This window comes from Eubacterium sp. An11 (genome assembly GCF_002161065.1).
Lineage (GTDB): Bacteria > Bacillota > Clostridia > Lachnospirales > Lachnospiraceae > Anaerobutyricum > Anaerobutyricum faecale.
This window is the reverse complement of the sequence record NZ_NFLV01000017.1, coordinates 41,369-63,612: the sequence shown is the minus strand read 5'-3', so window position 1 is coordinate 63,612 and position 22,244 is coordinate 41,369. Positions and strand designations below refer to the sequence as shown.

Annotated in this window: 20 protein-coding genes and 1 pseudogene; 1 reads left to right on the top strand and 20 read right to left on the bottom strand. The window is 53.2% G+C overall.

Annotated features, from left to right (window positions below; genetic code table 11):
- Positions 1-46 precede the first annotated feature (46 nt).
- The 20 genes and pseudogenes from B5E53_RS12660 to hemL form a co-directional block, all read right to left on the bottom strand.
- Positions 47-466 (bottom strand): GNAT family N-acetyltransferase, encoded by a 420-nt coding sequence (locus B5E53_RS12660; protein WP_087315603.1) that lies wholly within the window; start codon positions 464-466, stop codon positions 47-49.
- Positions 432-1,091, bottom strand: coding sequence for a bifunctional precorrin-2 dehydrogenase/sirohydrochlorin ferrochelatase (locus tag B5E53_RS12655; RefSeq protein WP_087315601.1), 660 nt, complete (start codon positions 1,089-1,091; stop codon positions 432-434). The genes B5E53_RS12660 and B5E53_RS12655 overlap by 35 nt, the downstream gene beginning before the upstream one ends.
- An 81-nt stretch (positions 1,092-1,172) precedes the next feature.
- Complete coding sequence (locus B5E53_RS19780) at positions 1,173-1,709, bottom strand: cob(I)yrinic acid a,c-diamide adenosyltransferase (protein WP_275532682.1); 537 nt, start codon at positions 1,707-1,709, stop codon at positions 1,173-1,175.
- A gap of 153 nt (positions 1,710-1,862) precedes the next feature.
- A pseudogene (locus B5E53_RS12650) lies at positions 1,863-3,347 on the bottom strand (cobyric acid synthase); the annotation flags it as partial.
- A gap of 82 nt (positions 3,348-3,429) precedes the next feature.
- Positions 3,430-4,497: a threonine-phosphate decarboxylase gene (locus tag B5E53_RS12645; protein ID WP_087315599.1), complete on the bottom strand. Its 1,068-nt coding sequence runs from the start codon at positions 4,495-4,497 to the stop codon at positions 3,430-3,432.
- Positions 4,498-4,601: 104 nt separating this feature from the next.
- Positions 4,602-5,627: an adenosylcobinamide-phosphate synthase CbiB gene (gene cbiB / locus B5E53_RS12640; RefSeq protein WP_087315597.1), complete on the bottom strand. Its 1,026-nt coding sequence runs from the start codon at positions 5,625-5,627 to the stop codon at positions 4,602-4,604.
- Between the two features lie 74 nt (positions 5,628-5,701).
- Positions 5,702-7,138, bottom strand: a complete 1,437-nt coding sequence (locus B5E53_RS12635) for a cobyrinate a,c-diamide synthase (RefSeq protein WP_087315595.1) — start codon at positions 7,136-7,138, stop codon at positions 5,702-5,704.
- A 14-nt stretch (positions 7,139-7,152) separates the two neighbouring features.
- Entirely contained in the window at positions 7,153-7,863 is a 711-nt protein-coding gene (gene cobK / locus B5E53_RS12630; RefSeq protein ID WP_087315593.1) for a precorrin-6A reductase, read from the bottom strand.
- Between the two features lie 4 nt (positions 7,864-7,867).
- Positions 7,868-8,563, bottom strand: a complete 696-nt coding sequence (gene cobI / locus B5E53_RS12625) for a precorrin-2 C(20)-methyltransferase (protein ID WP_087315591.1) — start codon at positions 8,561-8,563, stop codon at positions 7,868-7,870.
- Between the two features lie 10 nt (positions 8,564-8,573).
- The gene (locus B5E53_RS12620; RefSeq protein WP_087315589.1) at positions 8,574-9,356 is read right to left on the bottom strand and encodes a sirohydrochlorin cobaltochelatase; all 783 of its coding nucleotides are present in this window, start codon (positions 9,354-9,356) and stop codon (positions 8,574-8,576) included.
- Complete coding sequence (cbiE, locus tag B5E53_RS12615; protein ID WP_087315587.1) at positions 9,349-10,605, bottom strand: precorrin-6y C5,15-methyltransferase (decarboxylating) subunit CbiE; 1,257 nt, start codon at positions 10,603-10,605, stop codon at positions 9,349-9,351. Before cbiE ends, B5E53_RS12620 begins: the two co-directional genes overlap by 8 nt.
- Before the next feature lies 1 nt (position 10,606).
- Positions 10,607-11,692 (bottom strand): cobalt-precorrin-5B (C(1))-methyltransferase CbiD, encoded by a 1,086-nt coding sequence (gene cbiD, locus B5E53_RS12610; protein ID WP_087315585.1) that lies wholly within the window; start codon positions 11,690-11,692, stop codon positions 10,607-10,609.
- Positions 11,689-12,327, bottom strand: coding sequence for a precorrin-8X methylmutase (locus B5E53_RS12605; RefSeq protein WP_087315583.1), 639 nt, complete (start codon positions 12,325-12,327; stop codon positions 11,689-11,691). The genes cbiD and B5E53_RS12605 overlap by 4 nt, the downstream gene beginning before the upstream one ends.
- Positions 12,328-12,399: 72 nt before the next feature.
- Positions 12,400-13,509, bottom strand: coding sequence for a nicotinate-nucleotide--dimethylbenzimidazole phosphoribosyltransferase (cobT, locus tag B5E53_RS12600; protein WP_242963698.1), 1,110 nt, complete (start codon positions 13,507-13,509; stop codon positions 12,400-12,402).
- Between the two features lie 34 nt (positions 13,510-13,543).
- Complete coding sequence (gene cobS, locus B5E53_RS12595; protein ID WP_087315581.1) at positions 13,544-14,323, bottom strand: adenosylcobinamide-GDP ribazoletransferase; 780 nt, start codon at positions 14,321-14,323, stop codon at positions 13,544-13,546.
- A complete protein-coding gene (hemC, locus tag B5E53_RS12590; RefSeq protein WP_087315579.1) occupies positions 14,320-16,752 on the bottom strand; it encodes a hydroxymethylbilane synthase in 2,433 nt (810 codons plus the stop codon). The genes cobS and hemC overlap by 4 nt, the downstream gene beginning before the upstream one ends.
- A 12-nt stretch (positions 16,753-16,764) precedes the next feature.
- Entirely contained in the window at positions 16,765-17,520 is a 756-nt protein-coding gene (gene cobJ / locus B5E53_RS12585; protein ID WP_087315577.1) for a precorrin-3B C(17)-methyltransferase, read from the bottom strand.
- A gap of 100 nt (positions 17,521-17,620) precedes the next feature.
- On the bottom strand, positions 17,621-18,799 hold the full coding sequence (hemA, locus tag B5E53_RS12580) for a glutamyl-tRNA reductase (RefSeq protein WP_087315575.1): 1,179 nt from the start codon (positions 18,797-18,799) through the stop codon (positions 17,621-17,623).
- Between the two features lie 2 nt (positions 18,800-18,801).
- A complete protein-coding gene (cobM, locus tag B5E53_RS12575) occupies positions 18,802-19,554 on the bottom strand; it encodes a precorrin-4 C(11)-methyltransferase (protein WP_087315573.1) in 753 nt (250 codons plus the stop codon).
- A gap of 75 nt (positions 19,555-19,629) precedes the next feature.
- Entirely contained in the window at positions 19,630-20,904 is a 1,275-nt protein-coding gene (hemL, locus tag B5E53_RS12570; protein WP_087315571.1) for a glutamate-1-semialdehyde 2,1-aminomutase, read from the bottom strand.
- 407 nt (positions 20,905-21,311) lie between these two features.
- On the opposite strand from hemL, the gene B5E53_RS12565 reads away from it, so the two are divergent.
- Complete coding sequence (locus B5E53_RS12565) at positions 21,312-22,211, top strand: LysR family transcriptional regulator (protein WP_087315569.1); 900 nt, start codon at positions 21,312-21,314, stop codon at positions 22,209-22,211.
- The last annotated feature ends 33 nt before the right edge of the window (positions 22,212-22,244 follow it).

Here is a 22,244-nt window from a genome sequence, read left to right as displayed (position 1 = left end):
TGCCGCCGCGTGAAAGTTTCTGTGTTCAGGGAACTGACATCCTCTGCTAAAGTTCCAGATACTGTATCATCCCCGGCCCAAGATCGTCTGTGGGTCTTGCGATGAAACCGTGCTTTTTATAAAACGGTTCTCTTCCCTTGGCGCACATGAGATCGAACATCATCGTGGTTCCCTCAAAACCAGTGTTGATCACAAAGGATTTGAGGCTCTCCAGAATCAGTCCGCCGATGCCCTCGCCCTGCACTTCCGGACGGATGATCAGATCCTGCACATAACAGATGATGGCGCCGTCGCCCACGATCCGTCCCATGCCCACGGCCTTTCCGTCCTTATAGGCCACCAGGGTGTAAAGACTGTTATCCAGCCCCCGTTTTGCCTGGTCTCTGGAGAGCTTGCGGAAGTTCACCGCTGCCCGAAGCTCCATGTAGGTGTCAATGTCCAACTGGTCCTCCACTAACTGTACCATGATTTAAAACCTGCCTTATCATCGTATTGATTTCGCTTCGTGACAGGGTTCTTTCCTGCCGGAATGCGGCCGCAGCCGCCTGTTTCAGGATTGCTCTCCGGTCGGCTTCCCGCTCCACGTGGGATTTCACATATTCCCGCAGATGTCCCAGCTGTTCGGCAATGTCTCCATAATAATCCGGTACGGCCTCTTCAATATCCCGGCGCACCTGACTGGATACCGACGGACTTTTCCCTCCGGTATTGATGCCGATGCTGATATCGCCTTTTTTCACCACCGCCGGAAAGAAGAAGCTGCATTCCTCCGGCGCGTCTGCCACATTGACCGGAATACCGTTCTCATGGCAACAGACAGCGGCCTGATGATTGACTTCCCGGCTGCCAGTGGCAGCGATGACCAGGACTGCGCCGGAAAAATACTCTGCCGGGATGGCGGTCAGCTCTCCCTCATATATATTCTCCGGCGTAAGCAGCGCGCGTATCTCCTCGCAGACTTCCCGGCTTATGACCTGCACCTGCGCTCCATAGCGAAGGAGGGTCTCGATCTTTCGCAGGGCGACCTTTCCGCCGCCGATCACAAGACATTTTTTCTTCTCAATCTCTATGAATATGGGAAAATACGCCATGCTTTCACCTCTTTTTCAGGCGCGTGCCGGGAATCCTGCCTTTTCCAAAAACGGGAAAACCACCAGCTGCTTTTGCCTCTGTTATTTCTCAATGCCGATGCGGGAGCTCAAGCCCTCATCAAAAGGATGTTTGATCTTCTTAATCTCGGAAATGTAATCCGCGTGCTCCTTCAAACGTCCGGACGGATTCCTTCCGCTCATGACAACCTCCAGATGCCGCGGTTTGTTCTCCAGAAAATCAATGACCTTATCTTCGCTGAGAAGCCCCATGTCCATGGCATAAACGCTCTCATCCAGAATGAGCATGTCATAGTCTTTTGCCATGGCAAAAATGCGATCCAGACGGGCATTATTTTCTTCCCGGAGCGCCGCCAGTTCTTCCTCACTCATCTGGAAAGTAAACTTATCCATCTTTGCGCCCGGGATCACCGTCACGCCCGACAGCTTGTCAATGACCGCCCGCTCGCTGGAAGAATCATCCTTCAGGAACTGATGGAGCAGCACCTTTTTGCCGGCTCCCGCCGCCCGGACAAGAAGTCCCATCACACAGGTGGTCTTTCCTTTTCCGTCTCCGCAGTAAATGTGCACGCAGCCGACACCTGAAGTATCGTCTTTCATACCGCCGCAGCCGGTCTCTGCCGCTGCCGCTCCGGAACTTTCTTCATTGGCTTTGGCCGCCTCAGCCTGGCTGTCGGCTTTATCTGTGCCGGCAGCCGTCTCTCCTGTCACTTTATCTTCGAAATCGTTCTGTTTATTTTCGTGCGGCTTCTCTCCGTCAAAGAGGATACGGTAAATCTGATCCATATCCAGATGATTCCGGATTAAATCCGCCAGCTTATTATACTGTATCTCTTTGTATTCTGCCACACTAAGATGATTTTCTCCCGGATTTATTCCTTTTTCCCGCATGATATCGTGGACAAGACCGAATACCAGCTCTTCATTATCAAAGATTCCGTGGAGATAACTGCCCCAGATGCGGCCGTCCGGCGTCATGTAGGCATCGGTCCTTCCATCGGAAAGCTCGATCATCGGCACAGCGCCGCCCAGATTGGTGGTGGCTCCCATGTGGATCTCGTAGCCTTCCAGCTGACGGTTCTCCAGGCCATAAAGATTGTGCTCTTCCCGGATACAGCCGTGGATCCTGGTCCGGGTCTTTCCTCCCTGGAAAACAGTGGAAGTATCCAAAAGTCCCAGTCCTCGCATGTCTCCGCCGTGTTCCACATGTTCCGGATCGTGAAGTTCCTTTCCGAGAATCTGGAAACCGCCGCAGACGCCGATGATCCGGGTGTCTTTGGCTGCCCGGATGATCTTGCTCTCCAGGCCGCTCTCAATGAGCCATTCCATGTCAGCCATGGTGTTTTTGGTTCCCGGTAAAAGAATCAAGTCCGGCTCGCCCAGCTCCCGCTTGTCAGTCACATACCGGAGTGAAACCCCGTCGATCAGTTCAAACACACTGAAATCCGTAAAATTGGAAATGTGCGGCAGACGGATGACCGCCACATCGATCCCCTCTGTGAACGTCCGCTGATTCAGACGGTCAGAAAGGCTGTCCTCATCATCCACATCAATTTTCTCCATAGGGAGGACACCCAGCACAGGCTTATCAGTGAGGTCTTCCAGCATTTTAAGGCCCGGTTTCAGAATCTCCACATCCCCCCGGAACTTATTGATCACGATGCCACAGAAACGATCCTGGTCCTCCTGAGGAAGAAGCTTGATAGTGCCATAGGCAGAAGCAAACACGCCGCCCCGGTCAATGTCCGCCACCAGGATCACCGGTGCGTCTGCCATCTTGGCCATTCCCATATTGACGATATCATTTTCCGCCAGATTGATCTCTGCCGGAGAACCGGCCCCCTCTATGACGATGATATCATTTTCATCGGCCAGATGCCGGAAAGCCTTCATCACCTCCGGTGCCAGGTTGTCTTTGATCTTGTAGTAATCCTGGGCGCTCAGGTTATCATATACCTCGCCGTTTACAATGACCTGAGAACCCATATTGCTGGTGGGTTTTAAAAGAATCGGATTCATCCAGTGGGTCGGCGGGATCATGGCCGCCTCCGCCTGCATGGCCTGCGCCCGTCCGATCTCCAGACCTTCTTCTGTGATATAAGAATTCAATGCCATATTCTGGGATTTAAAGGGCGCTACCTTATAACCATCCTGTTTAAACACCCGGCACAGCCCGGCTGTCACAAATGTTTTTCCTGAATTTGACATAGTTCCCTGCACCATGATTGCTTTTGCCATAGTCATTCTCCCTTCCTGCCTTTTTAAAAAGAATTCCGCCTGGCGGACTGTTCTTTTCCTGCTGTCATTTCATCATTTTCTGTCATTGTCTCAGTGCCTGCCGCAGCTCCTGCAGCAGGATCACATTTTCTTCATGGGTCTTTACGGCAATCCGCCAGTAATCATTTCCCAGATTAACATAATTACTGCAGTTTCTGATCATGATTCCCCGGGATTCCAGCCGCCTGTCCAGATCTGTCACGCCCGGCGTCCGGAAAAACAGATAGTTGGCTCTGCCATCATAAAGGGTCAGCGGAAGATTTGCCATTTCTTTCTTCATATAAATGAGTTCTTTTTCCACGGCGTCGATCACCGCCGCCTTGTACTCCGGATGTGACAATGCCGCCACGCCCGCGCACTGGGCAATATGGCTGACAGACCACGCCTGTCCGGCACGGTTCACCTGAGCGATGACTTCCCTGTCTGCACAGAGCAGATAGCCCAGCCGGACGCCCGGAATGGCATAGAGCTTTGTAAAAGACTTTAAAATCATCAGATTCGGATACTCTTTCAAATACGGTTTTACCGTGTATTGCTCTTCTTCCCGGCAAATCTCCAGAAAACATTCATCCACCAGAACCCGGCAGTGCATTTCTTTTGCCCGTTCCAAAACAGCCAGCACCTGCCGGCGCGGTGTCAGAAGCCCTGTAGGATTATTGGGATTACAGAGGATGACCAGATCTGTGTCTTCCGTGATCCGCTCCGTCATATCCTCCCGGATATGGAAATCCTCATCCATGGTCTCATAGACCATACGGGCGCCCGCCGCCGTCATAGCTTCCTCATATTCCACAAAAGCCGGCACCGGCAGGAGGACCTTTTTCGGTTTCAGACCGAAAGCCAGCCGGTACAACAGATCCGCCCCGCCATTTCCGCAGGTCACACAGTCCGGCTCCACGCCGTCCTGCCGGCCGATGGCCTCCCGCAGCGCGGTGCAGTCCGGATCCGGATAATTGATGGTTCCTTCGATGGCGTCCACCATGGCCTTTTTGATGTGGGACGGAATTCCCAGAGGGCTGATGTTCGCGGAATAGTCCAGAATCTGATGTTCGCTGATGCCCAGCTCCTTTGCCTTCTTATATATATTTCCGCCGTGGGTGCTGTTTTTCATGATCTTGTCCTCGTCTTATTTCAAGTATACTAATAAATGTTTGATATCAATATTTGTTACATACTGTCCTTTTATTTCATGCCGCTGTTGTCCGTCCGGCCGCATCACACAATGGTCAGCGGATTGCCCAGCCAGAATACCAGGGCGTAGGTCAGCAGGCAGCACACCGCCAGAGTGAGAAACGCACTGACATAGAGCAGACGGTTGGTCCGCCGGATGTCCTCGTATTCCACCGGCCGGATATCATCTCCGATGGTTGGCTTTTCCACCGGTTTCCCAAAGTAGTTGTGGGTACCGCCCAGCTGGATATTTAGGGCTCCCGCAGCCACCGCCTCAGTCTGAGCACTGTTGGGACTCAGATGCGCAAACCGGTCTCTCCGGAAAATCCGCACGGCTCCTTTCACGTCAAACAGAAGGATTGCCGACGCGAGGATCATCATCACCGCCGACAGCCGCGCCGGGATAAAGTTACAGATATCATCCAGCTTCGCCGAGGCGTGACCGATATCAATAAGCTCCTCATTGCGGTAAGCCACCATGGAATCCAGGGTATTGACCGCCTTGTAGGCAAATCCCAGAGGCGCGCCGCCGATGGCGATAAAAAACAGGGGTGCGATGACGCCGTCCGCCGTGTTTTCCGCGATGGTCTCCACGTCTGCTTTCGCCACTTCGCTCTCATCAAGCTCCTGGGTATCCCGGCCCACCAGATAAGAGATTTCTTTTCTGGCCCCCGCCAGATCTCCCTCTTTCAGACGGGCGTACACTTTCATGGACTCCCGCTTCAAACTTTTGGTGGCGAGGATCTGATAGATGAAGAAGGTCTCCAGCACAAATCGCAGCGCCGGATGGATCAGGTCCGCCACATACAGAATACCTGATATGACAAAAAATGTACCAAGTACAATGACCACCGTCAGCACATATCCGGCGATGAGCTCTCCGTCTTTTTTTCGGGGCAGCCCCTGGCTGACGGCTTCCTCATAGGAACAGCCATATAGCAGCCGCTGCAGTCCTTCTTTTATTTTTGTGATAAACCATCCGATTATCTGTACCGGATGAATCAGACCATGGGGATCCCCCACGATCAGATCTATGATAAATCCCAGTATCATCGAAACGATTAAACTCATGTCTCATCCTCGCAATTTCTTTTTCTATCATCCGATGCGGCCGCCGGGCCGTCACCGACAGTTCTTTTTCGTACTCAGCGTACATTCTCCATGTGCTCCGCTGCCAGCTGCACGAACCGTCTGGCCACATTCCGGCAGTTATGGAAATACAGATGCGGGTATCCCGCCATCACATTTCCTTCCACATACATGCCGGTCCAGCTTCTTCCGGTGGATTTCTCCATGCGGCAGACATTGCCTTTTTCGGCCGCCTTGGAATAATGAAATTCATGGACCCGGATCTGCGTCCCTTTATCAAAAAACGGCGTATCCCGCAGCGCTTCCATGGTCACATAGCCAAATTCCATGGACAGCCGGGGAGTCATCTGCACATCTGTGTGAATCAGTCCCAGCATCGGCATGGCGCTGCCGTCGGTCTCCACCAGCTGATCGCAGGTGTACATGAATCCGCCGCACTCTGCCAGCACCGGCATACCTTTCGCCGCCGCCCGGCAGATATCTTCCTTCATGGACAGATTCTCCGACAATTCCTTCCGGTAAGTCTCCGGATAGCCGCCGCCCAGATAGATACCTCCGATATTTTCCGGCAGATGGCGGTCAGAAACCGGACTGAAATACACCAGTTCCGCTCCTTCCTGCCGGAGGATATCGAGATTCTCCTGATAATAAAAACAAAAAGCTTTATCCCAGGCCACGGCGATACGGACCGGTGCCGGCTGCGCTGTTGGCGTGACCGTTTCGTCATCAGCCGTTTTCGGCTCTGAGGATTTTGCCGACAGGGTATCCGGCCGCAATGAGCTCTTCTCCGGCAGAACCGGTGCCTTTTCGCCCAGACGAAGAAGCAGATCCAGGTCAATACATTCCTCCGCCAGAGCGCCCAGCCGGGCGATCACCTCATCCAGGTTCTCTATCTCCGCGGCGGTCATCAGGCCCAGATGACGGCTGCCGATGTGGACGCTGTCATCATTGGGGAAATATCCTGCCACTTTGACAGGCAGCTCCCGCTCGATTTCCGGCTTTATCATCTGATAAAGGCCTTTGGAGCACCGGTTCAGAATCACGCCGCAGACAGGATTCTCCCGGTAAGAAAGGATTCCCGAAATCAGCGGAATCATCGTGTGTGACATACCCTTTGTGTTGAGAATCAGGATGGTCGGCGTCTTTGTGGCCGCCGATACGGTATGGGTACTTTTCTCGCAGCTTACACCGATACCGTCATAATAACCCATGACTCCTTCCACCACAGAAAAATCTGCTTTCCGGCTGTCCTTCGCCATCAGTTCCCGCAGTTCCTCTTCCGTGGAAAAAAACGGGTCCAGATTCCGGCATGGCTGCCCGGTAATATGGCTGTGCAGCATGGGATCAATGTAATCCGGACCGCATTTGTAAGATTGTATCCGAATTCCCCGGTCGGTAAGTGCTTTCAGAATGCCGCAGGTGATGCTGGTCTTGCCGCATCCACTGTTCATTCCCGCCAGCAGAATCCGGGGAAGTGTTTCCATGTTTGTCATTAAATTTTGCTCCTTTATTCCTGTCCCGGACGACGGATCAGAACACAGGCAATCCCCGCCCGCCGGCAGGCTTCCACCTTGATATCCACGCCGCCGGTCTTTCCACTGTCCTTGGATACCAGAACGGACGCTTTCGTTTTTTCAATCAATGCCAGATTATCTTCTACCGTATATGGAGGCATTTCCCCGAAAACATGATCTTCCGGATAGCCTGCCTTCGCACATCCCTCGTAGGAGGCCGGAGTATCCAATACCCGGATATAGAGCCTTTCCTTCGCATTTTTCACATGCTCCGCGTAGACGGCCGCCGTGTTGACTCCGGTGGTCAGCAGCACATTTCCTTCCAGCTGATTGAGATACTCCGCCGCCTCCCCGGCATCTGCCACAGCAATAATACGGTCATAATCATAATGAAGACGGCTCCGCTCGTACCGCTCATAGGGAATCCCCACGGTTTTTGCCGCTGCCTGCACCGTCTCCGATACCACCTGAGCGAAAGGATGGGAGGCATCGATGATCTTCCCACAGGGATTCTCCTCCAGAAGCCGGACAAAGCCCGCTTCGTCCAGCCGTCCCGTATGGACGTCAATGGGATACTCATCAAGCATCTGCGCGCCCAGCTCTGTGGCCACCGACGCCAGTATTTTTTTATTTTCTTTTAATTGCCGCTCGATCACTTCTCTGGCTTCCGTGGTTCCGGCAATGACGATCACATCATATTTCATAACTTTACATTTCCGACTTGATGATCATGGTCGTAAAATATCCGTATTCTCTGTCCGGCAGCAGCGGACCCACATATTCGCCTTCCATGCCCACGTTGCTGATGATGATCGCGTGGTCTTCTTTTCCTTTTGCTTTCAGAATCTCATAGACATCCTTCACGTGGCTTCCCACTTTCATGATCACCAGATTATCAAACACTTCCATGGCTTTTTCCACCTGGTCAACGCCCTTTAAGGACGGGATCACACCGAAGCCTTCATTACCTTCCACGATGGAAATATTTGCCCGGCTGGCTCCCGCACAGAAAGACGGGATGCCGGAGATCATCTCCACCTCATAACCGGCCTTGATGAGCCGTTTGTGTACATAAGAATACGTGCTGTAAATACCCACGTCGCCCAGCACCGGCATGGCCACAGAATGTCCCTCATCGAGGTACCCCATGATGGTCTCCGCCGCCGCCTGCCGGCAGGCTTCTCTCTTTTCTTTATCTTTATTCATGGTGAACAGCACCCGGCGCACTTTCTCCTCCGGCACTTTCGCGGCGCCTCTGGCGATATTTAACGCCACGCTTTCTTCCCCTTCTCTTTTTACCGGAACTGCCACAATGTCACATTCCTCTATGAGTCTTTTAGCTTTCAGGGTCATGAGCTCCGGATCGCCCGGGCCCACGCCGATGCCATATAATTTCCCCTTCATAAATATCCTCCTATACCTGCTTTGCCGCTTTTAGATGCTCCACGAACAGCTGCGCGATGCCGTCCATCTCACCCATACCTTTCAAGAATACCTCTGTCTCAAACCCTTCTGCCTGCAGCAGAGAATCCCAGGAATCCGCCTCGGCGCCGGCCAGATCATTTCTGGCGTGGTCGCCGGCCACGATCATCAGCGGCATGAGATACACTTTCCGGATTCCCCGGATCTTCATACGACGGATGACATAGTCAAGACCCGGAAAACCTTCCACAGTTCCCACATAGGTATTCTCATATCCCAGGTCTCTGAGCATATTTTCAAACTGACAGTAGGCGCTGTTGGCATAATGCTCGGTACCATGTCCCATGAGCACAAAGGCTTCATCCTTATGCAGCGGACGGGACAGCTCCTGCATCACGATCTGGCAGGCCTTTCTGTAATCTTCCTCCTCGGTGAGCAGCGGTTTGCCCGCCCGGATCACCGGAATCCTGTCCTTATAAGGCGCCAGCATTCCCATCATTTTCTCGTATTCCATCCCGTTGATGATGTGGGTCGGCTGGCAGAGCACTTCCTCATAGCCCTGCGCCGCCAGTTTCTCCATCACTTCCTGCGGGTTATCAATGACAATGTTTTTCGTTTTTTTCAGCTTTCGGATGATCATGCCGGAAGTGAAGGCGCGGTAAAAATCATAATCCGGAAATGCTTTCCGGCAGGTCTCTTCAATATTCACAATGGCTGGCATGGCCTCATCAAAACTTGTTCCAAAGCTGACGATCATCAATGCTTTTTTACTCATGTATTTTTTGTCCTCCCGGACCATGTATGGTCGCTGTAAATATCATCACCGGATTATTGGTGTCCATGATATGGTAACTGCCGATCTTTCTTCCCCGGCCCACCGTCGCCTGGATCACATCATAATCCGCATCATAGTTTCCAAGAATCTCCCCGGCTTCTGCGATGGTCTCCAGGGTCACCGCCGACACCGTCACCCGAATCTCCCGGTCAAAGGCGGCGATATTTTTCATGATCTCGCCCAGCTTTCCGCCGCTGCCGCCGATAAATACCTTATCCGGCACCGGAAGATCCGCCGTGCGCTCCGCCGCGTCTCCCTGATAGATAAACAGGTTGTCCAGTTCAAACTTATCCCGGTTCTTTTCTATTAAATGTACCGCTGCCTCATCCCGCTCTACGCTGTGCACCTGGCCAAACGGCGCCTGTCTGGCACATTCCACAGACACCGACCCGGTGCCGGCACCGATATCCCAGATGACGTCGTCCGGATGGATCTTCATTTTGTGCAGGATCAATACACGGATCTCCTCTTTCGTCATAGGAGTCCTGCCCCGCTCAAAGTCCTCATCGGACAAAAAGCACGGACGGGTCACCGGACGGGGATGCGGATTTTTGATCATAGCCACGCAGAGGGACGGAAACTCTTTTTTTGCCATCTCCGCCGGACTGCCTGACTCAAGGATCTGATCTTCATAGGAAAGATTCGCTCCCGCAAACACTTCCACATCGTCCAGATGGTAGTCCAGCATGATCTGAGACAGCCACGCCGGTCCCTGTTCCTTGCTGCACAGGAAAAATACCTTTGGATTCTCCGTCACACAGAGAGCCACGGACCCCGGCGTGCGGCTTCTTCCGTGAACGCTCACCAGACGGGCATCCTCCATGGTCTCCCCGAAGGCCGCTCCCAGCATCTGCATGGAACCGATCCCCGGAATCACTTCCATCTCCCAGTCCGCGCTGATCTCCTGATTCAGAATGGTTTTGTAGAGACTGTACATCAGAGGATCGCCGCTGACGATGAGCGCCACTTCCTTTTCTTCCCGAAGCAGGCCGTCGATCATCTCCAGCGTATCTTTTATTTTGCCCATGGGAAGAAACTCTGTCTCCACGGCGCCGCAGACTTCCCGGAGCATGGGAAGAATTCTTCTGGCGGCGATGACCGTATGGGCCCCCCGCATCCGGTTCCGGGCCGCCGGCATAAAATATTCGGCACTCCCCGGGCCGATTCCTATAATTGTCAAACGGCTCATGCTACTCCTCCTGTTTTAAAACTTTCTTTAAAATGTCCGGCACATTTTCACTTTCTGCCAGCACCTGATTGTCTCCATCCAGAAAAATCATCCCCACCCGGGCCATGCCGTGGGCAGTTTTCTCGCAGTAGAAGGATGCTTTCTGCGCCATATCTTTCCAGATATCCATCAATCCTTCTTCCTCCACGATCTTCATGGCCGCCTTGGTGGTCAGACAGGAATAAATCCTCTCTATGACCTCCCGGGGCGCCCCGTGGAGAGCCGCGTGGGTGCAGATGGTTTCCAGTCTTCCGTCAGCCACATGGCTGTGGGTATTCATGGTTCCGGAAGCCACCTTCACCAGTTTGCCCACAAAACCGCCGATCAGAATATCGGTAAACCCTCTCTCCACCGCTTCCTCTATCATAAATCCGATGTAGTTGCTGACCTGCAGCACACACTGAAATTCTCCGTATCTGGCCTTCAGGGCGTTTTCTCCCGTGGTACCGAGGACAAACAGGATGGAACGGTGTCCCTGTCTGGCGTACATATCAAGCTCCACCAGCAGCGAATCCTTCATGGCCTCCTCGCTCATGGGCCGGACGATCCCTGTGGTGCCCAGCACCGACAGACCGCCCAGCACTCCCAGTCTCGGATTAAAAGTACGTTTCGCCAGCTCTTCCCCGCCGGGAATGGATACCGTCACGACGGCTCCCCGGTTTCCGATAATCTTTCGCAGCGCTTTCTCAGCCATCTGCCGCGGCACCGGATTGATGGCAGGCTCACCCACCGGCAGCTTCAGTCCTTCCTGGGTGACTGTTCCAATCCCGTCGCCGCCCACAAAGGTGATCCCGCCGTCATCCGGCAGAATCTCCACCTTCGTGATCACTTCGCTGCCGTTTGTCACATCGGGATCATCTCCGGCATCCTTGATGATACCGCAGACTCCCTTTTCCTTCGGCACCACATCCAGATATAATGTCTTCCCAATGGGCGTCTCCACCTCAATGACATCCGGACACTTCCCGGTAACCAGCCACAGCGCCGCAGCCGCTGCGCCGCCGGTCATGCAGGAGCCGGTGGAGACCCCTTCTCTTAATTTCTTCATAATTGATATAACATGGCGTTGCAGATGGTGGCTGCGATGTTGCTGCCGCCCTTTCTGCCCTTCGGCACGATGAACGGCACATCGGCCTTCTTTCCGATTTCCATGATCAGCTCCTTGGATTCCACCACGTTGACAAAGCCCACCGGCGCACCTATGATGAGAGCCGGTTTTGTCTTTCCTTCCTGGATCAACTCATACAAACGAATCAGAGCCGTCGGCGCATTGCCCACGGCAAAAATCACTTCGCCCGGCAGAGCCGCACCCCGTTCCATGCAGATGGCCGCTCTGGTGCATCCTCTTTCTTTTGCCTCAGCCGCCACATCATCGTCAGACATAAAACAGTACGCTCTGCCGCCGAGGGACTCCAGTTTCTTTTTATTGATGCCGGACCACGCCATTCTGGTATCCGTCACAATATGAGCGCCTCTTCTCAGCGCTTCCACGCCCAGCTGCGCGGCATTTTCTGAAAAGCAGAGATTGTCCGCATAATCAAAATCCGCAGAAGTGTGGATGCATCGCTTTACAATGGAAAATTCCGGCTCCGGCCAGGTCCTGCCGCCAAGCTCGCTGGTGATGATCTCCATGCTGCGTTTCTCGATATCTTCCGGTTTTACGATCGTAATCTTATCCAGCATTTTTCTCCTCTTCCTTTCTTGATATTCCTCATGATACCGCAGGTTTCTCCCCGTTTCATATCCGCGATATCATCATTTATCATTCAAATCTTCGTAGGTTCCAAAATTGGTCTGCTCAAAGCTCGGCAGTTCCCAGTAAGCCTTGAAAGCATAGTCCGCGATGGTAAAGCCCATGACTGCGCCGGTTCCCTCGCCGAGACACATATTGGCAAGGATATACGGCTCTTTGCCCAGAGCGTCCAGTACCAGCCGGCCCGCCGGCTCGTTGGAGCAGTGGGACGGGAAAATATACGGGTCACACTGAGGCGCGATCCGCACTGCAAGAAGCGCCGCCACGGAGGAAATAAAGCCGTCCACAAAGGCCGGAACCCGGCACGCCGCCGCGCCGATAAAGCATCCCACCAGACCGGCGATGTCTAAGCCTCCCACCTTGGACAGCACATCCAGCGGATCCCCGGCATCGACCTGATTGAAGGCAATGCTTTCTTTGATGACCTCGATCTTATGCTCCAGATCCCTGCTGGTAAGGCCCGCTCCCTTGCCGGTCACTTTCTCCACCGGCTGATCTAAGAGAACCGAACAAACCGCGCTGCTGGTGGTAGTGTTGCCGATGCCCATCTCTCCGGTGGCAAAAAGATTATAGCCTTTGGCTGTGAGCTCCTCCACCATATGGATGCCTACCTCGATGGCTCGGACGGCTTCCTCCCGGCTCATGGCCGGACCTTTTAACATGTCGTCGGTACCGTATTTGATCTTACAGTTGCGCACTCCCGGATTATCGCAGTCCGTGGCGATGCCGATATCCACCGGAATCACGTCGGCGCCGCTCATGGCGGACATGATACAGATGGTGGCATTGTGCTTCGTCATATTTTCCGTGACAGTCTTTGTCACTTCCTGCCCGGTCTGGGTGACGCCCTCCGCCACCACGCCGTTGTCGGCCGCCATGACGATGACCGCCTTCTTGTTCAGGTGCGGATTCTTATCACCATAGATCCCGGCAAACTGCGTCACCATCTCCTCCAGCCGTCCCAGGCTGTAAAGAGGCTTGCCCAGCGTGTTCCACCGGGCATGGGTATATGCCATGGCCTCTTTATCCAGAGGCTGTATTTTCTTAATTGCTTCCTCCAGCGTCAATTCTATCATCCCTTCCAATGTTTCCGTTCTCTCGTTTCCACCCATAGATGCGGGCGCTTTTCCCGATACTCACATCTGCCTACCATATTCCATAAAGTCCCGCCGGGAATCCGGCGAATCTGGTAATGATGAGTACCAGTATCAGCAGAAATATCTCCGCCAGCTCGCTGCCGGCTCCCATGACATCTCCTGTGATTCCTCCGATCTTGCCGGTGATATAAACCCGGAACAGATAGGCCAGCAGAAACAGCACCGCATACATCACGATTCCCCACCAGGAGAAGGCCACGGTCATGGCGATCAGCCCCAAAATCACCGTGCCGATGACCGTGCCCAGACTGACGGTGCCCACGTAGATACCGATGCCTGTCTTTCTCGGATAAATGGCTTTATAGACGATGGCTCCCTGCACCATCTTGCCGGCAATCGGCATCATGAGGATCATCAGCCATCTCATATCGCAGCAGGCCAGTCCCACCACCTTCAACATGATATCAAAGCACATGGCGATACCGCCGTTGGTACCGATGCGGCTGTCCTTCATGATTTCCAGCATCCGCTCCTTCGTTCTGGCGGAATAGATACCGTCCGCCGTGTCCGAGAGGCCGTCCAGATGGAAGGCTCCCGTCACGAAGAAGTTGGCCAGCAGTGCGAAAATAATACCGTAAATCTCCGGCAGGACCAGACACACCAGCAGGTACACCACCATGTCGATGAGTCCGATGATCAGACCCACCACCGGATAATAGAGGAATCCCTTGTGCATATCCTCATCTTTGACCTCTCCCAGATTTACATTGACCGGAATCCGGGTCATGAATCCCAGGGTCAGCAAAAATCGTTTTATCTGTGTTTTCATCGAGCTGCATCTCCTTTTGCCGCGGCTTTTTCTTCCCTGACATCTTCAATAATCGTATCCACGATACCCTGGGCTGTATAGACCGCCGCCGTCTTATCCATATGCAGTCCCTGATTCTCTGCCGTCTTCGTGGTCACCGGGCCGATGCTGATATATTTCGCCGTCACATTGTCCGGATTCTCCGCCATGGACACAAAGGCCCGGACGGCACTGGAGCTGGCAAATGTAATGTAGTCCACCGTTCCCACAAGCCGCGACAGCTCATCGGCCTTGCGCTCGTCCACCACCGTGTGGTAGAGAGACACGCAGGTATGATCGATACCCGCCGCCGCCAGAGCATCCGGCAGCACCGCGTTGGCTTCCTCCGCCCGCAGTAAGAGCACCTTATCCTCCGGTTTCATGTGCGGCACCATGGCCGCCGCCATATCCCTGGAAGAATAAGCGGTCGGAATCAGGTCACTGTAAATGCCATGGTCTTCCAGAGCTTTTTTCGTACCGTCGCCGATCACGGCAAAATGCACATCCTTAAAATCACGGATGTCTTTCCGCATGGCCTTTAATTTATCAAAGAAACATTCCACGCCGTTGGCGCTGGTCAGCACGATCCATGTGTAACTGTCAATGTCCGCCATGGCCCGGCCGAACTCCGGCGTATCCATGGTTTCCGTCCGAATCAGACTGAAGGAAATGGCCTCAGCTCCCTCTTCTTTTAACAGTGGAGACAGGCGGTCCACCATGGAACGGCTTCCCGTCACCAGCACCCGCTTTCCGGACAGTGGTCTGCCGCCATACCACTGCAGCTCGTCGGCCAGACGGACCACATCACCCACCACGGTGATGGCCGGGGTCTTTATGCCTTCCCGCTCCACGATCTCCACAATGGTATCCAAAGTTCCCACCGCCATCTTCTGTCTCGCGGTGGTTCCCTCCTGCAGAACGCCTGCCGGCGTCTTCGGATCTTTGCCGTTCTCCATAAGACTTTTTACGATATTCGGCAGATTCTTAAGACCCATGAGGAAAATAAGCGTTCCCTCTTCTTTTGCCAGCGTGCCGTAATCCAGCACCGTGGCGCCGTTTTTGTGATTGCCTTCATGGCCGGTGATCACGTGGAAAGATGAAGCGTAATCCCGGTGAGTCACCGGAATTCCACAGTAGGCCGGAACCGAATAAGAAGAAGATACGCCAGGCACCACCACAAAATCCACGCCTGCCGCGTGAAGTTCCTGACCTTCCTCGCCTCCGCGCCCGAAAATGTACGGATCGCCGCCCTTCAGACGGACGACATTTTTTCCTTCCTTTGCCAGATCGATCAGCAGCTGATTGGTCTCATACTGTTTCTTAAAATGATGAGAAGAACGTTTGCCGGCAAAGATCAGCTCCGCGTCATCCCTCACCTCATTTAACAGGGAACTGGACGCCAGACTGTCGTAGACAACCACGTCGGCTTCCCGGAGTACTTTAAGACCCTTTCTGGTCATCAGATCCTCGTCCCCCGGGCCGGCTCCCACCAGATATACAATTCCTTTATTCACTTCTTTTGCGATATCCCTTCCCAGATGTCTCGCCGCGTCCATTCTGTCCCGCGCATCCGCCGTCTCCAGATGGGCCCGGCGCATATATACGCCTTCTTTTACAAACATGGCGTCCATGATGAAACGTTCGTCTTCCCTGCGGCAGTAAGCCGCCGCCGGCGCGTTGCAGCTGCCGCCGATGGTCTTTAGGAACTCCCGCTCCGCCGCCAGCAGGCAGGCCGCCTCATCATCATGGATGGCCGCCAGCATTTCCGCCATCTCAGCGTCATCCGTCCGGCTCTCCACCGCCAGAATTCCCTGACCGGCCGCCGGCAGAAATCTTTCCGGATCCAGATATTCATAGGAAAATCCGTCTTCCTTTTCATAACCCAGACGCTCAATGCCGGCCGCTGCCAGAATGATGCCGTCGTACTGGCCCTCTTTTAACTTCCGCAGCCTTGTCTGTACATTTCCCCGGAGCATCCGGACCTGTACCTCCGGATTGATCTCCTTAATCTGCAGCTCCCGCCGCAGGGAACTGGTTCCCACGACACTGCCCGGCGCCAGCTCAGCAAGCTTCTTTCCATTCAGGGTGACAAAGGTATCCCTGGCGTCCGCCCTGGAAAGCACCGCGCCGATGCCCAGCCCCTTCGGAAATGTCATCGGCATATCTTTTGCGCTGTGCACGGCGATGTCAATGGCTCCGGATAAAAGCTCCGCCTCCAGCTCCACCGTGAACACGCCCTTGCCTCCAAAAGAAGTCAGAGAACGGTCAAGCATCTGATCTCCCTTGGTATCAATCTTGACGATCTCAATCTCCGCCTCCGGAAAGGCACGAAGCAGCGCATCCTTTACAATCTCTGTCTGAACCAGCGCCAGCAGGCTCTTTCTGGTTCCAATTCTAATGTTTTTCTTCATAAATGCCTCCGACTAGTCAATATTGGCAAATCCGTATTTATCCTCATATCCCCGCGGAGTGATCATCTTACCGTCTCTCACGTAGGTGTTGGAATTGCCGATGATGACAATACTAAACATATCGATCGACGCATTTTTTAATTCTCCCAGGGTGGTGATAAAGGAAGATTCCTCCTCCCGGCCCGCGTGGCGCACCACGCCCACCGGCGTATCGGCATCCCGGTACTTCATCAAAATATCCGCCGCTTTCTCCACATAATCCACACGCTTTTTGCTCTTTGGATTGTAGAGACAGACGATGAAATCTCCCTGTCCGGCGCAGTCCACCCGCTTCATGATCAGGTTAAACGGCGTCATCAGATCGCTCAAACTGATCACCGCGAAATCGTGCATCAGGGGAGCCCCCAGCACCGAAGCCGCCGCGCTGGCAGCCGTCACACCCGGCACCGTCTCAATCTCCACGTCGGCTTTCTTCTCGTTGGCAATCTCCAGCAGGATGCCCGCCATACCGTAAATACCGCTGTCGCCGGAACTTACCATGGCAACGGTCTTTCCCTCGCTGGCCAGATCAATGGCCATCCGGCACCGGTCCATCTCCTTGGTCATCGGCGTCGCTACATATTCCTTATCCGGGAAAAACTTCTTAAGCATCTCCACGTAAGTGGTATATCCCGTAATGATATCTGCATTTTTTATCACATCAATGGCTTTCGCCGTCATATGTTCATAACCGCCTGGGCCAAAGCCCACCGCGTATAATTTACCCATTGTTTTCCTCCATTATCTGCCGCCGGACACTGCCCGGCTTTCTTTTATTTCCTTCACGCAGGAACTTCCTGCTGCAGCAAATTTTCTCATTTTGCCGCCGTCAGTGATTCAGGCACCGGAAAAACATCTCCAGATCTTCCGGATCGTTGTTCTCCCGCACCCAGTAAAAGAGATGATCAAAGGCTTTCTCCACGCCCTTATGCTCGGTAACCTTCATAAAATTATCCCGCACCTTCGCCATGATCGGCAGAGATTTCTGGAAGACCATCCACTGCTCAAACTGCAGCTCGTACTCTTCCAGGATACTGGTGGCCGCCTGGGCCTCCCTCAGCTTTTTCTGATTATTTTCTTTGGCAATGCGGGTGAAATCATCGATATTATAGTAGGCCACTCCATTAATGGCCGTCACCCTGGACTCAATGTCCATCGGCACCGCCAGATCCACAAAAACTCTCGGCTTCTCCGTCCGGATATTCTTCCTGATCTTGCTGGCGGTGAGCGTGTAATGAGGACTTGAGGTGGCGCTGATGACCACGTCCATGGCGTCTATGTAATCGTAGCGGTCCTCATACTCGATGGTCATGAAATTATCCTGCCCATGTTTGGTGCTGATGACCTTGTTGCTCCGGGTGGTCACATAGACCTCCGCCTCATCCAGAGACAGCAGATTCATCAGCACGATGCCGCCGATCTTGCCGGTGGCCCCGATGATCATCACCTTTTTATCATGAAGACTTCCCAGGGCTTCCTCCGCCACCTTGATGGCCAGTGTGGCCGTGGACACCGAAGTCCTGGACAGATCCGTATCGGTTTTCACCTTCTTGGCACTGGTCACCGCCATGCGGAAAAACGTGTTCAGATACACGCCCGTGGTCCCGGCGGCTCGCGCCTGCTTGTGGGCGGTCTTCACCTGCCCGAGGATCTGGTCCTCACCGATCACCATGGAATCCAGACCCGCCGCCACCTGAAACAGGTGCTGGATGGCCTTTTTTCCGTGGAAGAACAGCAGATAATTTCCGATATCCTCTTCTTCCTCCGCGCCTGCGCACTGCAAAAGCACGTCCTCCATAAGATTGTACACCACGCCCTCGCTGCCGGATTCCGAATACACGTACATCTCCGTCCGGTTGCAGGTGGACAGCACCACACACTCGGACACTTCCAGATATTCGGTCATCCTGCGCATCATGTCCACCTGCTGTTCTTCCGTAAACGCGAACATTTCTCTTATGCGCAGGGGCGCGATCTTATGACTGATACTGATTATCTGAATACCCATTTTTATTCCTTTGCTTTCCTGAACTCATGTGTAAATGTTTTATCGTACAGTTTGGACAGTTCGTACTCATCTCCCAGGAAATCTCCCACCACGGTGAGGGCTGTCTTGGTGATGCCCGCCTCTTTTACTTTTTCCGCGATATTGGTCAGGTTGCCGATGACAATCTTCTGATCTTCCCAGGACGCCTTATAGACAACCGCCACCGGCGTATCCTCCCGGTACTCTTCCCGAAGGGTCTGTGCCAGCTGATCGATCATACCGACGCTCAGGAAAATGATCATGGTTGCATTGTGTTTCGCCAGATCCCGAAGCTTCTCCTTCGGCGGCATCGGCGTTCTTCCTTCCATTCTCGTGAGAATGACTGTCTGGGAAACTCCCGGAAGGGTGTATTCTTTCTTCAGTGCTGCCGCTGTGGCAAGAAATGAGCTGACGCCCGGAATCACCTCGTACTCAATGCTCAGACGGCTGAGCTCGTCCATCTGTTCCCGGTGAGCGCCGAAAATCGCCGGGTCTCCGGTATGTACTCTCGCCACATCCAGTCCCCTGGCGTCGGCGTCCTTCATCACATCGATGACCTCTTCCAGGGTCATGGTGGCGCTGTTGTAAATCTTTGCGCCCTCCTTGGCTCCCGCCAGCACTTCCTTATTGACCAAGGAACCCGCATAGATGATCACGTCCGCCTGGTCGATGAGTTTCTTTCCTTTTATCGTCAGTAATTCCGGGTCTCCAGGACCGGCTCCTATGAAATGTACCATTATTTATATTCTCCTTTTCTACAGGTGTTGTTTTAAAATTATGCAGGCTTCTTCTCCGGCTCGTCCGCCACCTGTCTACTCTGCCAGCAGCACATCGATGGTCTTCTGAATATCCGCATCGGAATGTGCGCCGGAAATAAACATTGCCTCAAACTGGGATGGCGCCACATAGATGCCGTGCTCCAGCATATAGTTAAAGTAATCAGCATACGCCTTGGTATCCGAAGACAACGCTCCGGCGTAATCCTTTACATTTTCATCGGTGAAGAAGGCGCTCATCAGGGAACCAATCTGGTTGATGTGCATTTTCAGACCAAACTTCTCCGCCCTTGCCTTGTAAGCCGCCGCCAGTTTCTTCGTGTTGGCCTCGATTTTATCGTAAATGGACGGGTTGTCCCGCAAAAGTTCCAGGGTCCTGATCCCCGCCGTAGTGGCAATTGGGTTGCCGGACAGGGTGCCCGCCTGATAAACCTTACCGGTCGGAGCCACATTTTTCATGATCTCCTTCTTACCGCCGTAAACAGCCATCGGCATACCGCCGCCGACGATCTTGCCGAGAGTGGTCATATCCGGCTTCACGCCAAACCACTGCTGCGCACCGCCGATGCCCAGACGGAATCCTGTGATGACCTCGTCAAAAATCAGGACGGTGCCGTTCTCCTCGGTAATCTCCCGCAGGAACTGAAGGAAGCCTTCCTCCGGCAGAACCACGCCCATGTTGGCAGCCACCGGCTCCACGATGAGTGCAGCAATCTGATCTTTGTTATTCTCAAAAAGCTCCCGCACGGAATCCTTATCATTGAAAAGAGCCACCAGTGTCTGCTGGGCAAAAGACGCCGGCACGCCGGCGCTGTCCGGCACCGACTGGGTCAGGGCTGCGGAACCTGCCTGCACCAGTAGTCCGTCGGAATGTCCGTGATAACAGCCCTTGAACTTGATGATCTTATCTCTTCCGGTATATCCCCGGGCCGCGCGGATGGCGCTCATGGTTGCCTCCGTGCCGGAGTTGACCATACGTACCATCTCCATGGAAGGGATCAGCTCCCGGATCATGGCTGCCAGCACATTTTCCTTACCGGTCGGCGCACCAAAGGTCAGACCGTCAAAACATGCCTTCACCACCGCCTCAATGACTTCCGGGTGGGCATGACCGAGAATCCCCGGTCCCCAGGAACACACGTAATCTATAAACTTATTGCCGTCCACATCGTAGACATACGCTCCCTTGGCATGATCGATGAACAGAGGATTCCGTCCCACAGAACCAAAGGCACGCACCGGCGAATTGACGCCGCCCGGCATTAAATCCAACGCAATTTTATAAAGCTCTTCTGATTTTGCTGTATTCAACTCTACAACCTCCTTCTTGATATTTATGACTGATCGGTCAGATGTGGAAAGACTCCTGACCGGTTTCTTCACATTGCCGCCGATATCATCGCAACGGAATATCAGTTCATTTTAAACGCTTTTCCTAGTATATCATGAATCTTACCCGGGCTAAAGATAGTTTTTCATTTTGGTGGTCAAAAAATTATCAGTTTAGTGCAAAAAAAATTGTTCTGCCCCGTATTTCTTATATTATTAACAAAAAATACTGATTTTTTTATATTATTTACCCATTTTTCTCCATCATTCCGTCACATTTCCCATAAGAAAAAGACAGAAAAATACAGCTCCCCTTTCCCCTTGACACCCGCCTTTCTTCCATTATATGATGGTATCAGAAACTGGAGTCATGCAAGGAGAAGGGAAACATGGAGTTACGCCAAATACAATATTTTATACAACTATACAAAGACCTGAACATTACAAAAGCCAGCAAGAATTTATACATATCCCAGCAGGGCCTGAGCAAATCCGTCAGCCGACTGGAAGAAGAGCTGGGCTTTTCTTTATTTGACCGCCGGACCTCCGGCGTAGTCCCTACCAAGGAAGCCGACGCGCTTTTCTCTCATTTCAATAAGATTTCCAACTCTTATCACGAACTGCTCCTGGCCATCGACAATATCCGACAGAACCGGGTACTGAAGATCGCCGCTTATCACGGTTTTGCCCTGTCCTGCAGCAAAGACCTTCTCTCCGGCTACCGGACCTTTTATCCCCAATCAAAAATCCGGTATCAGGAAAAAAACAACAGCGACATCCCTTCCCAGCTATTCTACCAGCAGGCGGATATCGCTTTCATGCGGGCGCCAATCCCAGCCGCCCTGTCCTCCCTGCATCTGTTCCACAAGGAACCTGTGCACCTGGTCATGGACCGGCGGAATCCTCTGGCTTCCCGGCCCGCCATCCATCTGCATGATCTCCACAATCAGAAACTGCTGCTGCTGGACAACATGGAAGACTTCAACACCACCATCCTCAAACAGACATCCAAAAAAGGCATCGCCTGCCAGGTCCACGACACCGCCGATATGAACGAATTCCTGCACATCCTGCACGGTTCCTCTCTCATCGGCTTTGTCTCCCGCCGCATGTACCAGTACCACAATTTTCAGGAAATCGCCTTCGTACCCTTCGCCTCCAGCGAATACGAACAATATCCTGAACTGATGATGGAAACCCATCTGGTCATCCCCGCGGACATCACCCCGGACGAGGCGGCCCAGCAGTTTATCGACTATATTATTCAGCGGACACTGCTGAATCATTAACATACACATACCAAGCAGGAGGAACATCACATC

What these genes read in the sequence shown, in the direction of transcription:
- B5E53_RS12660 (WP_087315603.1), bottom strand. Translation starts at nt 466, where the DNA reads ATGGTACAGTTAGTGGAGGACCAGTTGGACATTGACACCTACATGGAG.
- B5E53_RS12655 (WP_087315601.1), bottom strand. Translation starts at nt 1,091, where the DNA reads ATGGCGTATTTTCCCATATTCATAGAGATTGAGAAGAAAAAATGTCTT.
- B5E53_RS19780 (WP_275532682.1), bottom strand. Translation starts at nt 1,709, where the DNA reads ATGAAAGACGATACTTCAGGTGTCGGCTGCGTGCACATTTACTGCGGA.
- B5E53_RS12645 (WP_087315599.1), bottom strand. Translation starts at nt 4,497, where the DNA reads ATGAAAAACAGCACCCACGGCGGAAATATATATAAGAAGGCAAAGGAG.
- cbiB (WP_087315597.1), bottom strand. Translation starts at nt 5,627, where the DNA reads ATGAGTTTAATCGTTTCGATGATACTGGGATTTATCATAGATCTGATC.
- B5E53_RS12635 (WP_087315595.1), bottom strand. Translation starts at nt 7,138, where the DNA reads ATGACAAACATGGAAACACTTCCCCGGATTCTGCTGGCGGGAATGAAC.
- cobK (WP_087315593.1), bottom strand. Translation starts at nt 7,863, where the DNA reads ATGAAATATGATGTGATCGTCATTGCCGGAACCACGGAAGCCAGAGAA.
- cobI (WP_087315591.1), bottom strand. Translation starts at nt 8,563, where the DNA reads ATGAAGGGGAAATTATATGGCATCGGCGTGGGCCCGGGCGATCCGGAG.
- B5E53_RS12620 (WP_087315589.1), bottom strand. Translation starts at nt 9,356, where the DNA reads ATGAGTAAAAAAGCATTGATGATCGTCAGCTTTGGAACAAGTTTTGAT.
- cbiE (WP_087315587.1), bottom strand. Translation starts at nt 10,605, where the DNA reads ATGAGCCGTTTGACAATTATAGGAATCGGCCCGGGGAGTGCCGAATAT.
- cbiD (WP_087315585.1), bottom strand. Translation starts at nt 11,692, where the DNA reads ATGAAGAAATTAAGAGAAGGGGTCTCCACCGGCTCCTGCATGACCGGC.
- B5E53_RS12605 (WP_087315583.1), bottom strand. Translation starts at nt 12,327, where the DNA reads ATGCTGGATAAGATTACGATCGTAAAACCGGAAGATATCGAGAAACGC.
- cobT (WP_242963698.1), bottom strand. Translation starts at nt 13,509, where the DNA reads ATGGGTGGAAACGAGAGAACGGAAACATTGGAAGGGATGATAGAATTG.
- cobS (WP_087315581.1), bottom strand. Translation starts at nt 14,323, where the DNA reads ATGAAAACACAGATAAAACGATTTTTGCTGACCCTGGGATTCATGACC.
- hemC (WP_087315579.1), bottom strand. Translation starts at nt 16,752, where the DNA reads ATGAAGAAAAACATTAGAATTGGAACCAGAAAGAGCCTGCTGGCGCTG.
- cobJ (WP_087315577.1), bottom strand. Translation starts at nt 17,520, where the DNA reads ATGGGTAAATTATACGCGGTGGGCTTTGGCCCAGGCGGTTATGAACAT.
- hemA (WP_087315575.1), bottom strand. Translation starts at nt 18,799, where the DNA reads ATGGGTATTCAGATAATCAGTATCAGTCATAAGATCGCGCCCCTGCGC.
- cobM (WP_087315573.1), bottom strand. Translation starts at nt 19,554, where the DNA reads ATGGTACATTTCATAGGAGCCGGTCCTGGAGACCCGGAATTACTGACG.
- B5E53_RS12565 (WP_087315569.1), top strand. Translation starts at nt 21,312, where the DNA reads ATGGAGTTACGCCAAATACAATATTTTATACAACTATACAAAGACCTG.